Source organism: Hymenobacter sp. CRA2 (assembly GCF_002007105.1).
GTDB lineage: Bacteria > Bacteroidota > Bacteroidia > Cytophagales > Hymenobacteraceae > Solirubrum.
The window spans coordinates 151,477-172,050 of sequence record NZ_MVBC01000001.1; the positions used below are offsets into that span (position 1 = coordinate 151,477).

Genomic DNA, 20,574 nt, shown 5'->3' on the forward strand with positions numbered 1-20,574 from the left:
ATGTCACACCTAAGCAGATAAGTTGTGCAATTACTTCTTCTCCGCTAGTCCTGTCACGCGGTCAATTACCTCTCAGATTCACTCGACTATACGCAGGTCGAAGACGGCCGGTTTTTAGGAAAAGTCCGCATCAGCAGCTCCCGTGTAGCCCCTTCTCTCCAAAACAGCTTCAACGTAGACAGTATGAATCCTTTAGAGATTTTAATCGAGTTAAAAAAACTGGGCATCACCCCTGGAACTGACGGTAGCCAGCTAAAACTAACCGGGGATGTTCAGAAGCTGCCAAGCGCCTTGCTGGAACAAGTCAAAGCCAGCAAACAGGAATTGCTGGCCTTCCTGCGGGCATCGGCAGGCCAAGCCGCCGCTGCGCCTATTAGCCCGGTTGCCCTTCAGGACCATTACCCCACGTCGAATGCGCAGAACCGGCTTTGGGTGCTTAGCCAGTTCGAAGGTGGCGCAACCGCTTATAATATCGTCACCGGCTTATACCTGAAGGGGCAGGTGGACCGGAAACGGTTGGAGCGGGCGTTTCAACTGGCCATTCAGCGCCACGAAAGCCTGCGCACGGTATTCCAGGAGGTGGAAGGTGAGCCGCGGCAGATCATTCGCCCCCACATGCCCTTTACCATAGGCTACGGCGAGGCCCCGGCCGGTACCGAGCAGCAGGCAGTGTTGCAGGCCGAACTGGAGCAGGCCACTTCCTGGGCATTTGATCTGGAAAACGGGCCGCTGCTGAAGGTAAAGCTGCTCCGCATGGCGGACGAGGCGCACGCCATGCTCTTTGGCATGCACCACATCATCAGCGACGGATGGTCGGTGGGCGTGCTGATTCAGGAGGTAATGCACTCGTATGTGGCGCTGGGCCAAGGGCAGGAACCTCTGCTGAGCCCCCTAAGCATACAGTACAAGGATTACGTGCACTGGCTGGACGAACGCATGGCCGGTGCGCGGGGCGAGCAAGCCCGCACCTTCTGGCTAGCGGAGCAGCCCCAGGCCGTTGAGCCGCTTGAACTGCCTGCCGACTTTGCCCGGCCGCCGGTACGCTCCTTTGAGGGCGCCATGGCCAAGTACTATTTCTCGGGCGAGTTGCACGACGCAATCGAGAAGCTTTGCAAGCAGCAGCAAGTAACGCTGTTCAGTTTCCTGCGCGCAACGCTCACGCTCCTGCTGCACAAGCTGAGCGGCCAGGAAGCCGTTGTACTGGGCACGCCGGTATCAGGCAGAAATCATATTGAGCTGGAAAACCAGGTAGGGCTGTATACCAATACCGTGGCGCTGAAAAGCCACGTGAATGCCCAAGAGCGGTTCGTGGATTTCCTCAAGCAGACCTCCGACCATTCGCTGCGCGCATTCGAGTTTCAGGACTACCCGCTGGACAAAGTCATTGAGGATTTGGGCGTCAAGCGCGACCCCAGCCGTAACCCCTTGTTTGACGTCATGCTTGTGTTGCAAAACACAAGCATGGGCGACGGGGCAATGGATACCCAGGCCCAAGGGGGCTTTGCCCTTAGCTTTCTGGATCGTTACCTGCGCGAGGCAGGCAACGAACAGGCAGCCGGGCGGGCGGCCAAGTTCGACCTGACCTTCAACTTTAGCCAAGATCCTGACGGCGCATTCTTCGCTGAAATTGAATACGCTACCCGGCTGTTCAGCCGCGAGCGGGTGGGCAAGTTCTGGCGCGTATACCAGTTCCTGCTCACGCAGATTCTGGCCAACCCCGCTCAGACTATTGCGGGATTGGAAATCGTGGATGCCGAGGAGCGGCGGCAGCTACTGGAAGAATTCAACGTGCCCGTTGAAACCGTGGATACGCTTAGCATCAACGAGTTGCTTCGGGAGCCGTTTCACCGCTACGCGCAGCGCCCTGCCCTCCTGCACGGAGAGCAGGTGCTTACCTACGCCGAGGTGGAGGCCCAAGTGGACGCGGCAGCCCGGTACCTCGCGCAGCTGACGGCCACTAGCCCGGCGCCTTTCGTGGGGCTGTTGCTGGGCCGCTCGGAGTGGACGGTTATGAGCGTGCTGGCCATCCTGAAAGCCGGGGCCGCCTACGTGCCCATCGACATTCGTTACCCAAGTGCCCGCATCGAGTACATTCTGGCGGATGCCCGCCCGGCCTGGCTGCTGGTAGACGACGAGGGGCAGGCGCTGGTGCCGGCCGATTATGCGGGCACCGTGCTACACCTCAACGAGCTCAAGGCCCGGGCCGCCACGGCCAACCTGGCACCGCTCCCCACGGCGGATTTGCGCGAGCAAACGGCTTACCTGATCTACACCTCCGGCTCGACCGGTCAGCCGAAGGCCGTCAACATCTGCCACCGCAATACCATTGCCTTCCTGGACTGGTGCCGCGAAGAGTTTGCCGCCACGCCCTTCGACGTACTCTACGCCGCTACCTCCTACTGCTTCGACCTGTCGGTATTTGAGTTCCTTTACCCGCTCATGGCGGGCAAGGCCATTCGCGTGCTGGCGTCGGCCTTGGAAATACCCACGTACGCGGGCCAGGACCGCAATGTCCTGCTGAACACGGTACCGGCCGTAGTGAAGGGCTTGCTGGAGGAACGCTTCTCCTGGGCCAATGTCACTGCCCTGAACATGGCCGGCGAGCAGGTGCCTTACCTGCTAAAACAGGAGCTGGACTTTGCCCGCATCGAAATCCGGAACCTGTATGGGCCTTCGGAAGACACCACTTACAGCACGGTCTACCGCTTCGCGGCCGATGGCCACGCAGGTGTACCCATCGGCAAGCCGGTGGGCTACACCCAGCTGTATATCCTGGACAAGCAGCAGCGGCTGGTGCCGGTGGGCGTGGAAGGTGAAATCTACCTGAGCGGGCAGTCGGTGGCCAAAGGTTACGTCAACAAGCCCGAGCTGACCCAGGAACGGTTCCTGCCCAACCCCTTCGTGGAAGGGCTGACGATGTACAAAACCGGGGACGCCGGCAAGTGGCTGCCCGACGGAAACGTGGCGTTCTGCGGGCGCCTGGACGACCAGGTGAAGGTACGCGGCTACCGCATCGAGCCGGGCGAAATCCAGTACCTGCTGGAGCAGCACCCGGAAGTAGAGCGCGCCGTGGTCAACGTGCCCTCCGTAGCGGGCGAACCGTGCGTGGTGGTCTACTGGAAGGGCACCGATGCCGTAAGCGCCGCCGAGCTAAAGGCGACCCTGGCGGCCCAGCTGCCCTCGTACATGGTGCCGGATTACTTCGTGCGCCTGGCCGAAATTCCGCTGAACAGCAACGGCAAAGTAGACAAGCGCCAGCTGCCGCTGCCCGAAGTGCAGGCAACCGGCACGCAGGATGCCGTGCCGCCGACCGACTTCTGGCAAACCAAGCTGTGGGCCCTGTGGCAGGAAGTGCTGCGTACCGAGTCCTTCGGCGTCACCGACAACTTCTTCGAGCTGGGCGGACATAGCCTGAAGGCCGCCCGCCTGCGCTACCTGGTGCTCAGCCAGCTGCAGCGCAACCTGAGCCTGAACGAGCTGTTTCAGTACCCGACCATTGCGCAGCAAGCTACCCTGCTGGAAGCCCGCGGCGTAGCGACGGCCGCCGTTATTCAGCCCGCGGCTGAGCGCCCCTTCTACCCGATTTCCTACGCCCAGGAGCGGCTGTGGGTGCTCACCAAGTTTGCGGAGGCGTCCACGGCCTACCACATGCCCGCGGCTTTCCGCGTAAAGCAGGCCCTGAACGTGTCGCTGCTGGAAGCCGCCTTCCGCCACGTAATAGCGCGGCACGAAGTGCTACGGACTGTGTTCACGGAAGCTGCCGGTCAACCGGTGCAACGCGTGCTGGAACCGGCGGACCTGGAATTCAGCATCGACGAAATCACGCTGGACCAAACGCTGACGCCGGAAGAGGAAACGGCCTTCCTGCAACAGGAGTGGAACAAGCCCTTTGACCTGGAAACCGGGCCGCTGCTGCGCTGCTTCCTGCTGCACATGCCCGGCGGCAGCCTGCTGTCCGTGTGCATGCACCACATCATCAGCGACGGGTGGTCGGTAGGCGTATTGCACGCCGACGTGATGCGGGCCTACCAGGACTTGCTGCACGGGCAGTCGGGGCAGCTGCCGACGCTGGGGCTGCAGTTTAAGGACTACGCCACCTGGCAGCGCGAACAGCAGAGGGAAGACGCCCTGCAGCCCTCGCGGGAGTTCTGGGCGACCATGTTCGCGGGTGACATTCCGGTGCTGGAACTGCCCACCGATTTTCACCGGCCCGAAGTCAAAACCTACCGCGGCACTACGCACCTGCACCAGTTCGATCAGGCCGCTACGGCCCGGCTTACCCAGCTGGCCACCAGCTCGGGCGTGAGCCTGTTCATGGCCTTGATGGCGGGGGTGAAGGTGCTGCTGAAGAAGTATTCCAACCAGCAGGACATTGTGGTGGGCACGCCCGTGGCTGGGCGCAACCACCAGCAGTTGCAGGATCAGATCGGGTTCTACGTGAACACGCTGGCGGTACGCACCCAGATTGACTCGCTCGCGTCGTTCCAGGCCTTGCTGTGGCAGGAGCGCGACACGCTGCTGCAAGCCTTCGAGCACCAGGCGTTTCCGTTCGAAACGCTGGTTGAGAGCCTCGGCCTCAAGCGGGATTTGGCCCGCTCGCCCCTTTTCGACGTGATGGTGGTACTGCAGAACCTGGAGGGCGGCCTGTCGGAAACCGAATCGGGCCTGCCCCTGCAACATCTGAAGCTGCCCAGCGGCACGGCCAAGTACGACCTGACTTTCACCTTCGCCGAAAACCAGCACGGGCTGCTCCTGGAGTTGGAGTACAACACGGACCTGTTTGCGGCTGATACCGCCGCGCGGCTGGGCCAGCACCTGGCCAAGGTGTTCGAGCAGGTAACGCAGAATCCGGAGCTGCCCGTCAAGAACATTACCCTGCTCGACGAGGCTGCTTACGAAGTGCTGCTCTCCAAAGCCGACCAGACCGCTGCCGCTTACGACGAAACGGCCACGCTGGTCAGCCTTTTCCAACAAGCCGCCGTGCGCTTCCCGGACCGCATAGCCCTGGTGGTGGGCGCCCGGCAGCTCACGTACCGCGAGCTGGACCTGCGTAGCGGCCAGCTGGCCCGCGTGCTCATCCAGGAGCACCACGTGCAGCCGGAAGACCTGGTAGCGCTGCACTTCGGCCGCAGCGAATGGATGCTGGTAGCCATTCTGGCCGTGCTCAAGGCTGGAGCGGCCTACGTCCCCATCGACCCCACTTACCCCACCGCCCGCATCAACTACCTGCTGGAAGACAGCGGCACCCGGCTCCTGCTGTACGACGCGGCGCCCTCCGCTGCTACCCGCGAGCAGTGGGCCAGCGTAGCCTTCTTAAATGTGGCTGAAGTGGCCTACACCGGGCCGGGCGCACAGGTCAGCGTGGAGCCCGAGCACCTGGCCTACGTCATCTACACCTCCGGCACCACCGGCAACCCCAAGGGCGTGCTCATCGAGCACCGCAACGTCACGCGCCTGCTGTTCCACGAGGGCAACCATTTCGCCTTCCGCGAAACCGATAACTGGTCGTTGTTCCACTCCTACTGCTTCGATTTTTCGGTGTGGGAGATGTACGGCGCCCTGCTCTACGGGGGTACGCTGGTGATGGTCCCGAAGGAGGTGGCCCAGGACAGCGTGGCGTTCTACGACTTCCTGCTGGAAGAGCAGATAACTGTGCTCAACCAGACGCCCACCGCCTTCCGCAGCTTGGTGCAAAGCAACCAGGAGCGGTTTGCCGACGCACCGCTGGCCGTTCGCTACCTCGTCTTTGGCGGGGAAGCACTGATGCCCGAAGTGCTGCGCACCTGGGCCGCCGCCATGCCACAGTGCCGCAACATCAACATGTACGGCATCACCGAAACCACCGTCCACGTCACCTTTAAGGAACTGACCGCGGCGGAGATTGAGGCCAACAAGAGCAACATCGGCCTGCCCATTCCCACGCTGAGCTGCTACGTACTCGACGCCGACCTGCAACAGGTTCCCGTCGGCGTCATCGGGGAGCTGTGCGTGGGCGGCGCCGGCGTAGCCCGCGGCTACCTCAACAAGCCCGCCCTGACGGCGGAGCGGTTTGTGGCCGACCCGGTGCGCAAACCCGGCCGGCTGTACCGCTCCGGCGACTACGCCCGCATTCTGGCCAACGGCGACCTGGAGTACATCGGCCGCAAGGATGACCAGGTGAAAATCCGCGGCCACCGCATCGAAACCGCCGAAGTCGAGGCGGCCATCATGCGCCAGGAGGGCGTGAAAGACGCGGTGGTACTGCCCTACAAAAACAAAGAGGGCGAGTACGAGCTCAGCGCCTACTACATCACGCCCGAGAGCCTGACCTGGCAAGAGTTGCGCCAAGCGCTGATCAAAGCCCTGCCGGCTTACATGGTGCCTTCGCACCTATTTGCCCTCGCGGCCTTCCCCATTAACAGCAACGGCAAGCTCGACAAAACCGCTCTGCCCCAGCCCACGAGCGGAGGAACCCAGTCCGCTTTCGTGGACTACCGCCACGCACTGGACCGGCAGATTGCCGCCATCTGGGAGGAGATTCTGGAAAAGGAAAACATCGGCATCCGGGACAATTTCTTCGAGCTCGGCGGCCACAGCCTGAAAGCCACCCGCGTGCTTTCGCGCATTCATGCCGAGTACGGGGTGAAGGTGGACCTGCGCAACCTCTTCCTGGACCCCACGGTGGAGCACCTGGCCAACTACATCGAGACGGTGCGCTGGATGGATAATCAAGAAGCAATTCTGCAAGAGGATCAAGACGAACTGATTTTTTAAGATGAAAAAAGTACTAGAGTTTCTGGGAGGCTTCCGAGAAAAAGGCATTCATCTTTCCATCGATCAATCCGGCTCGCACCTAAAGCTGAAGGGCAACCTGGCGAGCCTTTCCGCCCAGGACAAAGAAGACCTGGCCTTTCACAAGGCGGCCATCCTAGCCCTGCTGCGGGACAATAGCACCTCTTCTTTCGACTCCATTGCGCCCGTTGCGCAGCAGGCGAACTATGCCCTCTCCTCCTCCCAGATGCGGCTGTGGGCGCTAAGCCAGTTCGAAGCCGCCAGCATTGCCTACAACGTGCCCGTCGCCTACCAGTTCGACGGCGCCTTGGACGTGCCGTTGTTTGAGGCCACGCTGCAGGAAATGATTGCCCGGCACGAGATTCTACGCACCGTGTTCCAGGAAGACGAGCATGGAGAAGCGCGGCAGTACGTGCTGGAGCCGGCGGCCAGCCGCTTTCGGCTCGAGTGCCAGGACCTGCAACTAGAAGCCCAGCCCGAACAGGCGGCGCGCGCCTTGGTAAACCGCGCCACGAATACAGCCTTCGATCTGCGGCAGGGCCCACTGCTGCGGGCACAGCTGCTGCAGGTGCGCCCCACGCGCTGGGTGTTTGCGTGCACGCTGCACCACATCATCAGCGACGCGTGGTCGATGCAGGTGCTCATGCAGGAGCTGCTGCTGCTCTACAACGCCAAAGTCCGACAGGAACCCTCACCGCTGGCGCCGCTGCGCATTCAATACAAGGACTACACGGCCTGGCAGGCGCGGCAGCTAAGCGGAGCATTCCTGCACGAGCACCAGATCTACTGGCAGCAGCAGCTGGCGGGCGAATTGCCGGTGCTGGCGCTGCCGACGGATATGCCCCGGCCGACCACCAGAACCTACAACGGCGACGTAGTTCATCACCTGATTGAGGCTTCGTTGTGCGAGGCTCTGCGGACGCTAACCCAGGCGCATGGCGGCACCTTATTCATGGGCTTGCTGGCCGCGGCCAATGCCCTGCTCTACCGCTACACGCAGCAGGAAGACCTGATTATTGGCAGCCCGGTGGCTGGGCGGGAGCATGTGGACCTGCACAACCAGATCGGCTTCTACGTCAATACGCTGGCGCTGCGGACCCGCCTGACCGACACGGACAGCTTCACCGACTTGCTGCTCAAGACCAAGCAAACGGTACTGGATGCCACCAAGCATCAAGTCTACCCGTTTGAGCGCTTGGTAGAGGACTTGCAGTTGCCGCGCGATACCAGCCGCAACCCGCTGTTCGATGTAATGGTGGTGCTCCAGAACGCCGAAGGCAAAAGTGCCTCCACGCAGCAGCTGGAAGGCATCACCATCAGCCCCCTGCCCGAAGAGCAGGTAGTCAGCAAGCTCGACCTCATCTTTCATTTCACGGAAAAGGAAGGCACCCTGCAGATGCAGGTGGAGTACAACCGGGACCTGTTCGAGCGGGCGACGGCCGCGCGGCTGGCGGCGCACTTCGCCCAGCTGCTGCAGGCCCTGGTGCACGCCCCCGCCACGCCCGTGCACGCGCTCGACTTCCTCTCCGCCCCCGAGCGCGAGCAGTTGCTGCACGCCTTCAACGACACCGACCAGCCCTATCCCCGCCACCACTCCGTCGTGGACCTGTTCGAGCAGCAAGCCCTCGATAACCCCGACCACGTGGCGCTGATCTGCCAGCAGCGCACGCTCACTTACCGGCAGCTCAACGCGCACGCCAACCGCCTGGCGCACTACCTGCAAGCTCAGTATCAACTACAGCCCGACGACCTGGTGGGCCTGCAGCTGGAGCGTAACGAGTGGCTGCTCATCAGCATCCTCGCCATTCTGAAAGCGGGTGCCGCCTACGTGCCCATCGACCCGGAGTACCCGCAGGAGCGCATTGACTTCCTGGTGCAGGACAGCCAGTGCAAGGCCGTGGTGAACGTGGCCGCGCTGCGCGCCTACCGGACCGTGGCTGCCGAGTATCCGATCCACAACCCCACGGCTACGGCTGGGCCCGAGAACCTGGCTTACATCATCTACACCTCCGGCACCACGGGCCAACCCAAGGGCGTGATGATCGAGCGCGGCAGCCTGCTGGCCCGCATGCATTACTTCCAGCACCTCTACCAGCTGGGCCCCGACGACCGTGCCCTGTTCTACCATTCGTACAGCTTCGATGCGTCCGTCGAGGAGTACCTGCTGCCGCTGCTGTCTGGCGCCACCTGCGTCATTGCCCCCTCCGACATCAAGCAGGATCTGGTAAACAACCTGGTAAACCTTATTGGAGAGCACCGCATCACGAAAATGAATGCGCCGCCTCTGCTGCTGGGTGAACTAGCCCTGACGGCTGATCATACGACGCAAGCTCAACTCTCGACGCTTCGGCACGTGGTGTCGGGGGGTGACCAGCTGACGCTGGCGGTGGTGCGGGCCTTCCAGCAGCGCTTCGCCGCGCGCCTCTACAACTCCTACGGGCCGACGGAAAACACGATCGACTCCACCAACTGGCCCGTGCCCGCCGCCCCGGCCCGCGTCAGCATCGGCGCCCCCGTGCCCAACGCCGAGGCCTACGTGCTCGGCCCGCTGGGCCAGCTGCAGCCGCTCGGGGTGCCCGGCGAGCTGTACGTGGGCGGGGCGGGCCTGGCCCGCGGCTACTGGCAGCGGCCCGAACTCACGGCCGACAAGTTCGTCCCCCACCCCTTCCGCCCCGCCCCGGCCCGCCTCTACCGCACCGGCGACCGGGCCCGCTGGCTGCCCGGCGGCACGCTCGAGTTCCTCGGCCGCCTGGACCAGCAGGTCAAGGTGCGCGGCTTCCGCGTCGAGCTGGGCGAAATCGAGGCCGCCCTGCTGCGCCACCCCCGGGTCACGGCCGCCGCCGTGCTGGCCCGCCCCCACGGCGCCGACAAGCTGCTGGCCGCCTACCTGGTGGCCCCCGACCCGCTCAGCGCCCCCGAGCTGCGCGCCTTCCTGGCCCGCCTGCTCCCCCACCACCTGCTGCCCCACCACTTCGTCCAGCTCCCGGCCCTGCCCCGCACCCCCCACGGAAAACTCGACCGCAACGCCCTGCCAGAACCCGACCACCACTCCCTCGGCGCGGGTACTCCGTTCCTGGCGCCGCGTACGGAGAATGAGCAACAGCTCGTGCAGGTACTGGAAGACGTGCTCAAACACGGATCCATTGGCCGCCAGGACGACTTCTTTGCCCTGGGCGGCGACTCTATCAAGTCCATCCAAATCGTCGCACGTCTCCGGCAGCGGGGCCTCGCCCTCTCCATCCGCGACATCCTGCTGCATCCGGTGGTGGAAGAACTGGCCACCTACCTGCAGCCGGTGCAACGCGTCAGCGAGCAAGGCCCGGTAACAGGCCTGATTCCGCTGAGCCCCGTACAGGCAGCATTCTTCGAACGCGCCGCCCCAGCCCCGCACCACTACAACCAATCGGTGCGGCTGCAGAGCCGGGAACCGCTGGCCACGGCGAGTGTGCAGGCAGCCCTTGATGCGCTGCTGGTTCACCACGATGCGCTGCGCATGCGCTTCCGGCCAACGCCGCAGGGCTGGGCGCAGGAAAACCTAGCTCCCGGCGAGCACGCCGCACTGGAAGTGCTGACCGTGGCCGACGAGGCCGAGCTGGTGGCGCACTGCGAGCGTCTGCAAGCTGCCCTCAGCCTGGAAGACGGCCCCCTGCTGCGGGCCGGGCTCTTCCACACCCCGCAGGGCGATGAGCTGCTGCTGGTGGCGCACCACTTGGTGGTTGATGGCGTCTCCTGGCGCATCCTGCTGGAAGATATGGCCACGCTCTACCAACAGCATCAGGCGCAGGCACCGCTGCAACTGCCGCAAAAGACGGATTCCTTCCTGTACTGGCAACAGCAGCAGGTGGCCTACGCTCAGAGCACGCAGTTGCAACAGGAAGAGGCTTACTGGACCGAGCTGGCCGCCACGCCGCTAGCAGCCTTGCCCCTCGACAAGCCGGCCGGGCGCAACACCGTGCAGGATGCAGCGGCCGAGGCCTTCGTGCTCGAAGAAGCCACGACGACCCGCCTGCTGACCAAGTGCCACGCGGCCTACCGGACCGAGATAAACGACGTGCTGCTGACGGCGCTCGGCCTGGCCATGCAGGAAACGTTCGGCCTGAGCCGCGTCGGCGTAAACCTGGAAGGTCACGGCCGCGAGCCGCTGGGCTCCGATGCGGACGTGACCCGCACGGTAGGCTGGTTCACAACGGTGTATCCCGCCGTGCTGGACCTGCAGCACCGCCACGACCGGGTGCGGCAGCTGATTGCCGTCAAGGAGCACCTGCACCGCATCCCCAACAAAGGCATCGGCTTTGGCGTGCTGCGTTACCTGGCTGGCAAAGAGCTGGCTATCAGCCCAGAAATCACCTTCAACTACCTCGGCGACTTTGGGGCGGGCGTAGCCTCGGCCGAGGGCACCCCGCTGTTCACCTTCTCCGGTGAAGAACGCGGCCGCGAAACGGCCGATGACCGTCGGCGCGAATCGGTACTGGATGTGGGCGCCATGGTAGTAGCGGGGCAGCTGCGCCTGTCCGTCGCCTACAGCACCGAGCAGTACGAGGCGGCTACCATTCAGCGGCTTACGCAGGCTTACCAGCAGCACTTGCTGGCCCTGATCGACGTGCTGGCCGCGACTGCCGAGCCGCAGGCTACGCCCGTGGACTTCACTTGGAAGCACCTTCCGGTGGAACAGCTGCTGAGCTGGCAGCCCCACCATCGTCTGGAGGATGTGTACCCGCTCAGCCCCTTGCAGGAAGGTTTCTTCTTTCACTGGCTGAGCCAGCCCGACGGCCCGGTTTACTTCGAGCAGACCAATTACCGCGTGAAGGGCAGCCTGGACGTAGCCCTGCTGCAGCAGAGCTACCAGCAGCTGGTGAGCCGCCACGCCGCCCTGCGCACCGTGTTCACGCAGGAATTCGGCGACCAGCCCCTGCAAGTGGTGCTGAAAGATGCTGCGCCCACCTTTCGTTTCTGCTCGCTGGCTGGCGAGCCGCAGCCGGAAATGGCGGTGGTGGCCAGCAAGCAAGCCGACCGGGCCGAGGGCTTTGACTTGCGCGCCGAGGCCCCGATTCGCCTGACAGTGCTGGAAGTCGCGGCGCAGGAATACGAGTTTATCTGGAGCCACCACCACATCCTGATGGACGGCTGGTGCGGCAGCATCCTGATTAAGGAGTTCTTCCAGCTGTACTACGGCCTGCTCACCGGCCAAGCGCCCGCCTTGCCGCCGGCGCCGTCTTACGCCACTTACATCGCGTGGCTGATGCAGCGCGACCAAGCCACGGCCACGCAGTACTGGTCCCGTTATCTGGCTGGTTACGATACGGTTCGGGCGCTGCCCCAGCAGCCCGACGAGCAGCTCACCGGCCCGGCCCACCGCCAGCACGAATTTGCCCTGGCCGAGCCGCTGCGCCAGCGCCTGCGGACGTACTGCGCCAGCGCAGGCCTGACCGAAAACACCTTCGTGCAAACGGCGTGGGGGCTGCTGCTCAGCAAGTACACCAACGCCGAAGACGTGGTGTTCGGCGCCGTCGTTTCGGGCCGGCCGGCCGAGCTGGCCGGGGTCGAGGACATGATTGGCCTGTTCATCAACACGGTACCGGTGCGCGTGCACGCCCCCGGCGCGGTGACGGTAGCTGAGTTATTGCAGCAAGGTCAGCAGGCCGCTATTGCCGGCGTGGAGCATCATTACGCCCAGCTGGCTGACATCCAGAGTGCTTCGGGCCTGGGCCAGCATCTGTTCGACCACGTACTCGTGTTCGAGAATTACCCCGTGCAGCAGCTGGTGGAAAACAGCCTCGCGCCGGGCGAAGCCAACGGGCTGAGCCTGGTGTCGGTCGATGTATTCGAGCAGGGCAACTACGACTTCTCGGTCTTGGTAGCACCGGGCGAGCAGCTGACCTTCCAGTTCCGCTACAACGCCGCCAAGTTCTCGGCCGCGCAGATGCGCCGCATGCAGGACCACCTCGGTCACCTGATCGAAGCCATGGTGAACGACCCCGAGACGCGGGTGCAGGACTTGGCTTACCTCTCGGTTGCTGAGCGGCACCAGCAGCTGGCCGGCTTCAACGGCCGGACGGCGGCTTACCCCATTGAGCAAACGCTGACGGCCTTGTTTGAGCAGCAGGCCGCGGCCACGCCCGAGCGCCCGGCCCTGGTCTGCGCCGAGAGTAACCTGACGTACCGCGAGCTGAACGAGCAGGCCAACCGCCTGGCCCATTACCTGCAAGCCCGGCACCAGCTGCGCCCCGACGAACTGGTGGGCCTGCAGCTGGAGCGCAGCGAATGGCTCATTGTCAGCATCCTGGCCGTGCTCAAAACCGGCGCCGCGTACGTACCGGTCGATCCGGAATACCCGCAGCAGCGCATCGAGTACATCATGCGGGACAGCCAGTGCACCACCGTGCTCGACGCGGCGGCCCTGGCAACCTTCCGCGAGGTAGCGGCGCAATACCCCGTCACCAACCCCGCAGCGACGGCCAGGCCCGACGACCTGGCTTACGTCATCTACACTTCCGGCTCCACGGGTCAGCCCAAGGGCGTGCTCATTCCGCACGCGGCTATCATCAACACGATCTGGGCCCAACAGGAGGCTTTCGCCGTGGTGCCCGGCGAGCGGCACCTGCAGTTTGCGTCCCCGGCTTTCGACGCCTCAGTGTCGGAAATCTTCGTGGCGCTGCTTTCCGGCAGCACACTCTACGTGGTCAGCGAAACCCTGAAACGCAACCCCTCGCTCTTCCAGGAGTACCTCACGGCCAACGCGCTTGACCTGGCCACCATTCCGCCGGCATACCTCAAGCTGCTGGATATCGAGCAGCTGCCGACGCTGCGCAAGCTGGTAACGGCGGGCGAGCCGGCCGTAGCCGAAACCGCGGCCGCTTTCACCCGCACGGGCGCTTACTTCAACGCTTACGGCCCCACCGAAGTCAGCATTTGCGGCTCGGTGTACCGCCTCGACGCGCCAGTGCCCGAGGCGATGCGCGAAGTGCCCATCGGGGTGCCGCTGCCCAACGTGCAGCTCTATGTCACCGATGAGCACCTGAACCTGCTGCCGCTGGGTGCGGTCGGGGAAATCTGCATCGGCGGCGCGGGCCTGGCGCGGGGCTACCTGCGCCGGCCCGAGCTGACGGCCGAGAAGTTCGTGCCCAACCCCTTCCGGGCCGGCGAGCGGATGTACCGCACCGGCGACCTGGGCCGCTGGCTGCCCGACGGCAATCTGGTGTTCGTCGGCCGCAAGGACGACCAGGTGAAGATTCGGGGCCACCGCGTGGAACTGGGCGAAATAGAAGCCGCCCTGCTGCTGCACCCCGCCGTGACGGCCGCCGTGGTAACGGCCCGCACCGATGCCGAAGGCGAGCGGTACCTGGTGGCCTACGTGGCGGGCAGCGCCGAGCTGCCGGCCTCCGAACTGCGCGGCTTCCTGGCGCGCACGCTGCCCGGCTACATGCTGCCGGCGCATTACGTGCAGCTGCCGGAGCTGCCGCTCACCCAGCACGGCAAGGTGGACCGCCGCCAGCTGCCCGACCCGGCTACGGGCGAGGGCGCAGCCGGCCGCGCCTACGCTCCGCCGCGCACCGAGCTGGAAACGCAGCTGGTAGAAATCTGGCAGCAGATTCTGGGCCGCAAGCAAGTCGGCATCCAGGACAACTTCTTCGAAATAGGCGGCAACTCTATCAAAATCATTCGGTTGGCACAGGCCATCAGCCGGGTGCTGGGCCAGGACCTGAGCGTGACCGTGCTCTTCCAGTACGCCAGCATTCAGGAGCTGGTCGATTACCTCACCAGCGAGCCGGCCCCCGTGGAGGAGGACGTCTTCGAACGGGACGAACTGCTGGCCGACCTCGACAAATTCAACTTTAGCGCAGATGACTTCAGCTAGGAAGTACGACGGCTTGGAAATAGCCATTATCGGCATGTCCGGGCGCTTCCCGCACAGCGCCGACCACCGGCAGTTCTGGCAGCACCTCAAGCAGGGCCACGAGTTGCTGCACACCTTTAGCGACGAGGAGCTGCGGCAGGCAGGCGTGCCCGAAAGCAGCCTGCAGGACAGACGCTACGTGAAGACCGTGGGCGTGGTCGACGACAAGGACTGCTTCGACGCCAGCTTCTTCGGCTACAGCGTGCCCGAAGCCACGTTTATGGACCCGCAGATCCGGCTGTTCCACGAGCAGTGCTGGACCGCCCTGGAAGACGGCGGCTACACCGGCCAGCTGGACAAGCAGCGCATCGGCCTGTACGCCGGCGCCTCGGTGAACGACAACTGGAAGCTGCACGCTTATGAGCACGCGGCTACCTCGGGCGTCGATCCGTTCTACCTGAACATGATTTCGGCGCACCGGTTCATCACCACCCTGGTGTCGTACAAGCTGAACCTGCGCGGCCCCTCGGTATTCACCGATACGGCCTGCTCTACCTCGCTGACGGCCGTGCAGCTGGCCTGCCGCAGCCTGCTCATGCGCGACTGCAGCCTGGCGCTGGCCGGGGGCGTGTCGCTGAAAACGCTGAAGAGCAAGGGCTACTTCTACGAGGAAGGCATGGTGTCCTCGGCCGACGGCCACTGCCGCACGTTTGACGCCTCGGCCTCCGGCACGGCTTCCGGCGAAGGCGCCGGCGTGGTGCTGCTCAAGCGCCTGAGTGAGGCCATCAAGGACGGGGACCATATCTACGCCGTCATCCGGGCGGCCGTGCTCAACAACGACGGCAGCCAGAAGGTGGGCTACACCGCGCCCAGCGTGAAAGGCCAGGCCGACTGCATCCGAACGGCGCAGCGCCTGGCGGGTGTGCCGCCCCAGAGCATCAGCTACGTGGAGGCCCACGGCACGGCCACCCGCCTCGGCGACCCGGTGGAAATCCGCGCCCTCAACGAAGCGTTTGGGGTCGGCGGCCAGGGAAAATACTGTGCCATCGGCTCGGTGAAGTCCAACATGGGTCACCTCGACGCGGCCGCGGGCATTGCGGGCCTGCTCAAAGTAGCCCTGAGCCTGAAGCACCGCCTGCTGCCGGCAAGCCTGCACTTCAAGAGCCCGAACCCGGAAATTGACTTTGCCAGCGGACCTTTCCACGTCAATACTGAGCTGCGCCCTTGGGAGCCGCGCGACAATTTCCCCCTACGGGCCGGGCTTAGCTCGCTGGGCATCGGCGGTACCAATGCCCACCTGGTGCTGGAAGAAGCGCCCGAGCAGCCGGCTACCGGCCCGGGGCGGCCTCACCAGCTGCTGACCGTATCGGCCAAAACGCCGGGTGCCGTGGGCCGCTACCTGGGTGCGCTGGAGCAGTTTCTGCACTCCGATGAGCCCCTGAACCTGGCCGATATGGCCTACACCCTGCAGGCCGGTCGCAAGCACTTCCCCTACCGCAAGACGCTGGTGTTCCAGGACCGCGCCGGGCTGCTCGAGCAGCTGCAGGCCGCTAAGGCAGAAGCCCAGTTTCCGAAGGCCAACGAGCAGCGCAGCAAGGTGGTGTTCATGTTTTCGGGGGCCGGCTCGCAGTACGTGACCATGGGCCAGGGCCTGTACGAAACGGAAGAAGTTTTCCGTCAGGCCATGGACCAGGGCTTTGAGCAATTGCGGCAGCTGACCGGCGAAGATTACCGCACCTTGTTCTACCCGGCCGAACCGGGCGAGTACCGCATCAACCACATGCTACACGCGCAGCCGGCCATTTTCTTGTTCGGGTACGCGCTGGCCAAGCTGCTCATGTCGTACGGCGTGACGCCGGATTACATGATGGGCCACAGCGTGGGCGAGTATGCGGCGGCCTGCCTGAGCGGCGTGTTTTCGTTTGAAGACGCCCTTAAGCTGGTAGTGCGCCGCGGGCAGCTGATGCACAGCCTGCCCGAGGGCGCCATGCTCAGCGTGCCGCTACCGGAAGCCGAGGCCCAGCAGTACCTGAATTCGCAGGTGTCGCTGGCCGCCGTCAACGGCCCGGAGCAAGTTGTGCTGTCGGGCACCATTCCAGCCATTCATGTGCTGATGGCCCGCCTGGAGGCCGACGACATTCCCAGCACCCTGCTGCACGCCACCCACGCCGGGCACTCGTTCATGCTCGACCCCATTCTGGCGGCTTACCGCGCCGATGTGCAAAGCGTGACGCGCCATGCCCCAACCATCCCCTTCGTCTCGTGCCTGACGGGTCAGCTGGTAACGGCCGACGAATGCCAGTCGGCCGACTACTGGGTGCGGCACATGCGCGAAACGGTGCGCTTCTCCGACGGCGTGGCCACCCTGGCGGCGGCCCACAGCTCGGCGGTATTTGTGGAGCTGGGCGCCAGCAACGCCCTGACCAGCCTGCTGCGCCAGCGCAAAGACGGCCCCTTGGCAGCCGTGAACCTGGTGAAGCACCCGAAAGAAGCCGAGCACGACGCTCCCTACCTGCTAAGCCGGCTGGGCCAGCTCTGGGTGCGGGGTCTGGACCTTGACTGGTCGGCGCTGCACCGCCACGAAGCCCGGCGGCGGGTATCACTGCCGACCTACGCCTTCGAGCCCCTTCGGTTCCCCGCAGAGGTTGAGCCCTTTGCCTCGGGCTTAATGGCTGCTCCGGGCCTTCCGCAGCCGGGCGCTCAGCAGAGCCTGCGCGACTGGCTGTATTACCCGACCTGGAAGCGCGCGGAGCGCCTGGGCACCGCCGTACTCGGCCCGCGGGAAAGCTTTGTTTACTTCTCTCCGGGCGGTGAGTTTGCCCAATCCCTCGCCATTGCCCTGCGTGAGGCCGGCCACACGGTAGTGGAGGTAGTAGCCGGCGAAGCCTACCAGTCATTGGAGGACGGACGCTACGCGCTGAACCCGACGCAGCCCACCGATTTCACGCAGTTGGTGCGGGCCTTGCAGGCTGAGGGCCTCGGCGCCACCACCGTACTCTACGCCTGGCCCCTGGCCGCCACCGAGCCCCTTACGTCGCTGTCGGCCGAGGCCCCGGCGTTCGGGCTGGCGTACCTGGGGCTGGCTCACGCCATGCAGGCCCTGGCCCCGGAGTTCACGCTCAAAAGCGTGGCCGTCCTCACCAGCGGCTTGCATCAGGTGCTGGGCTCGGAGCAACTGGCCTACGTACAGTCGTTGGCGCTGGGCCTGGTTCGCGTTATTCCGCAGGAATACGGCATTCCCTGCTCCAACATCGACCTGGACCCGCAGAACCCGGGCAGCCTGACGGCCCTGGTACAGGAAATCGGGCAGCACAGCAGCGGCAAAGACCGCGTGGTGGCGCTGCGCCACGGCAAACGCTGGGTGGAGGATTTCGAGCACCACGTCGCCGACGAGCAGCCCCTGCTGCCCGGCGGCCGACAGGGTGGCAAATACCTGCTGACGGGCGGGCTGGGCAACGTGGGCTATACCCTGGCCCAGCACCTACTCACGCGCTACGATGCCACCATCATCCTGCTGGGCCGCCGCGACCTGGCGCAGCTGCCAGCCGCAGCCCAGCAGAAGTGGCAGCACCTGCGCAGCCTTAGCACCCGGGTCAGCTACCACAGCTTCGACGTGGCCGATGCCGCGGCGCTGGAGCGTCTGGTGGCCGCCGAAGAAGCCGCAGGCCAGCCCATCGATGGGGTTATTCACGCCGCGGGCGTCACCGACGAGCGGTACTTCGAGCTCATCGACGACCTCACCCCGGCCAGGGCCTTGACCATGCTCAGCCCGAAGGTGATGGGCCTGGAAAGCCTCTATGCCGTTTTCAAGTACCGCAACCCTGATTTCGTTTGGCTCACGTCCAGCATGTCGACCGTTCTCGGGGGCTTGAGCTTTGCCTCTTACGTGGCGGCCAACGCCTACATGAACCACTTCATGACGGCGCGGGCAGCCGAGCTGCCGGGCTGGAAATGCATGGTGGTGGGCGGTATTGCCTTCGACGCCGACTCCCCGGCAGCCAACGACGCTACGCGCTCCGCCCTGCGGCCGCAGGAAGTCGTGGAGCTGTTCGAGTGGCACGTGGGCGGCCCAGCCCAGCCGCTGGTGCTGCAATCGACGCAGGATATCTGGGCCCTGAAACGCCTCTCCCTCCGCAAGCCCGACGAGGCCCTGGCAGCTCAGCCCGAGCCCACCACGACGACTGGCGCCCACAAGCTGGAACGGCCGCATCTGCTCAATAGCTACGTAGCGCCCGCCACGGCCACCGAGCACAAGCTCCAGGGCATTTTCGAGGACTTCTTCGGCATTGCCGGCATCGGGGTCGAAGACCTGTTCTTCGATTTGGGCGGCGACTCGCTCAAGGGTATGATGCTGCTCAAGCGCATCAAGCAGGGCTTCAACGTGCAGCTGCCTCTGCGCGACTTCCTGCTCAACGCCACCATCCGCTTTATCGCCGAAAAGCTAGACGAGCTGGCGGCTGCGCCCGCCGAGGAGCACAAGGCGGAAGTGAGCATCGAGCCGGTGAGCCCGCAAAGCTCCTACGCCCTGTCGACCTCGCAGTTCCGGATGTGGCTGCTGAGCCAGATGCCCGAAAGCAACGTGGCCTACAACATGCCGGGCATGTACGAGTTCGAGGGCGAACTGGACCAGACAGCCCTGGCGCAGGCTTTTCACACGCTGATTGAGCGCCACGAAAGCCTGCGCACGGTGTTCCGGGAAGAAGCCGAAGGCGAAGTCCGCCAGTACATTCTGGAGCCGGCCGCCGTGGGCTTCCGCATCGCCCACCACGATGCGCGGACGGTAGCCAACCAGGCCGACTGGTTGCAGCAGCAGGTTCAGGCCCTGTTTGTGCAGCCCTTCGATCTGGCCCAGGGCCCGCTGCTGCGCGCCAGCCTCTACCAGGTGGCCGACGACCAGTGGGTGTTTGCCTACGTGATGCACCACATTGCCGGCGACGGGTGGTCGATGGGCATCGTGATGAAGGAGCTGATGCTGCTCTACCACGCCTACTGCGCCGGGCAGCCCTCGCCGCTGGTGCCGCTGCGCATTCAGTACAAGGACTACGCCGCCTGGCAGCAAACCCAGCTCAGCGGGGCCAACCTGGAAAAGTACCACGCCTACTGGCAGCAGCAGCTGACCGCACCGCTGCCGGTGCTCGATATTCCCGGCAGCCGGCCGCGCCCGGCCATGAAAACCTACCGCGGCGACGCCGTGGCTAAGGTATTCGGGGCCGAGCTGAGCCGCGACTTCCAGAGCCTGGTGCAGGGCTACGGCAGTACCCTGTTTATGGGCCTGCTGGCCGCCGTGAACGTGCTGCTGCACAAGCACGCCGAGCAGGATGACCTGATTCTGGGCACGCCGATTATGGGCCGGGAACACCTGGACCTGGAAGACCAGGTGGGTTTCTACCTGAACACCCTGGCGCTGCGCACCCGCCTCACGCCCCAGGACAGCTTCCGCTCGGTGCTTGATCAGGCGCGCAACGTCACGCTCGGGGCCTTCGAGCACCAGCTCTTTCCCTTCGACCAGCTGCTGGACGAGCTGCAACTGCCGCGCGACATCAGCCGCAACCCGCTGTTTGATGTGATGATCATCCTGCAGAACACGCAGGGCAGCAACCCCTTGCCGCCCCCGGAGGACGGACGCCTGCGCATTCGCCACTACCAGGGCCGCCAGACGCTCACCAGCAAGTTCGACCTCACTTTCGACTTCGTGGAGGCCGGCGACGAGATACACCTCAAGCTCGTCTTCAACCGCGACCTGCTGCCGCGCAGCACGGCCGAGCAGCTCGTCGAGTACCTGGAGCGCCTGCTGCAAGCCATTGTGGCCCAGCCCCACGCTCCGCTGCGGCAGCTGCAATACCTCAGCCCGGCCGAGCAGCAGCAGCTGGCGGTGCTGCAAGGCGAGTTCAACGCCGCCCTGAGTGACGAATTCTAATGCCGGCCGACGGCCCCGGCTCCGCCGCCGGTGGCCCGTCGTCTTCAAGAGT

3 protein-coding genes are annotated in these 20,574 nt (G+C 64.5%); all 3 read left to right on the plus strand.

Going from position 1 to position 20,574, the window contains the following annotated elements:
• Positions 1–291 precede the first annotated feature (291 nt).
• Genes B0919_RS00580 through B0919_RS00590 form a run of 3 tightly spaced genes read left to right on the plus strand, consistent with a single transcriptional unit; the run spans position 292 to position 20,522 of the window.
• Positions 292–6,753 (plus strand): non-ribosomal peptide synthetase, encoded by a 6,462-nt coding sequence (locus B0919_RS00580; RefSeq protein WP_176132793.1) that lies wholly within the window; start codon positions 292–294, stop codon positions 6,751–6,753.
• A gap of 1 nt (position 6,754) precedes the next feature.
• Positions 6,755–14,626 carry a non-ribosomal peptide synthetase gene (locus B0919_RS00585; RefSeq protein WP_078010250.1) on the plus strand — a complete coding sequence of 2,624 codons (7,872 nt, stop codon included), beginning with the start codon at positions 6,755–6,757 and terminating at the stop codon, positions 14,624–14,626.
• Positions 14,613–20,522 carry a type I polyketide synthase gene (locus B0919_RS00590; protein WP_078010251.1) on the plus strand — a complete coding sequence of 1,970 codons (5,910 nt, stop codon included), beginning with the start codon at positions 14,613–14,615 and terminating at the stop codon, positions 20,520–20,522. Before B0919_RS00585 ends, B0919_RS00590 begins: the two co-directional genes overlap by 14 nt.
• Positions 20,523–20,574: the final 52 nt, after the last annotated feature.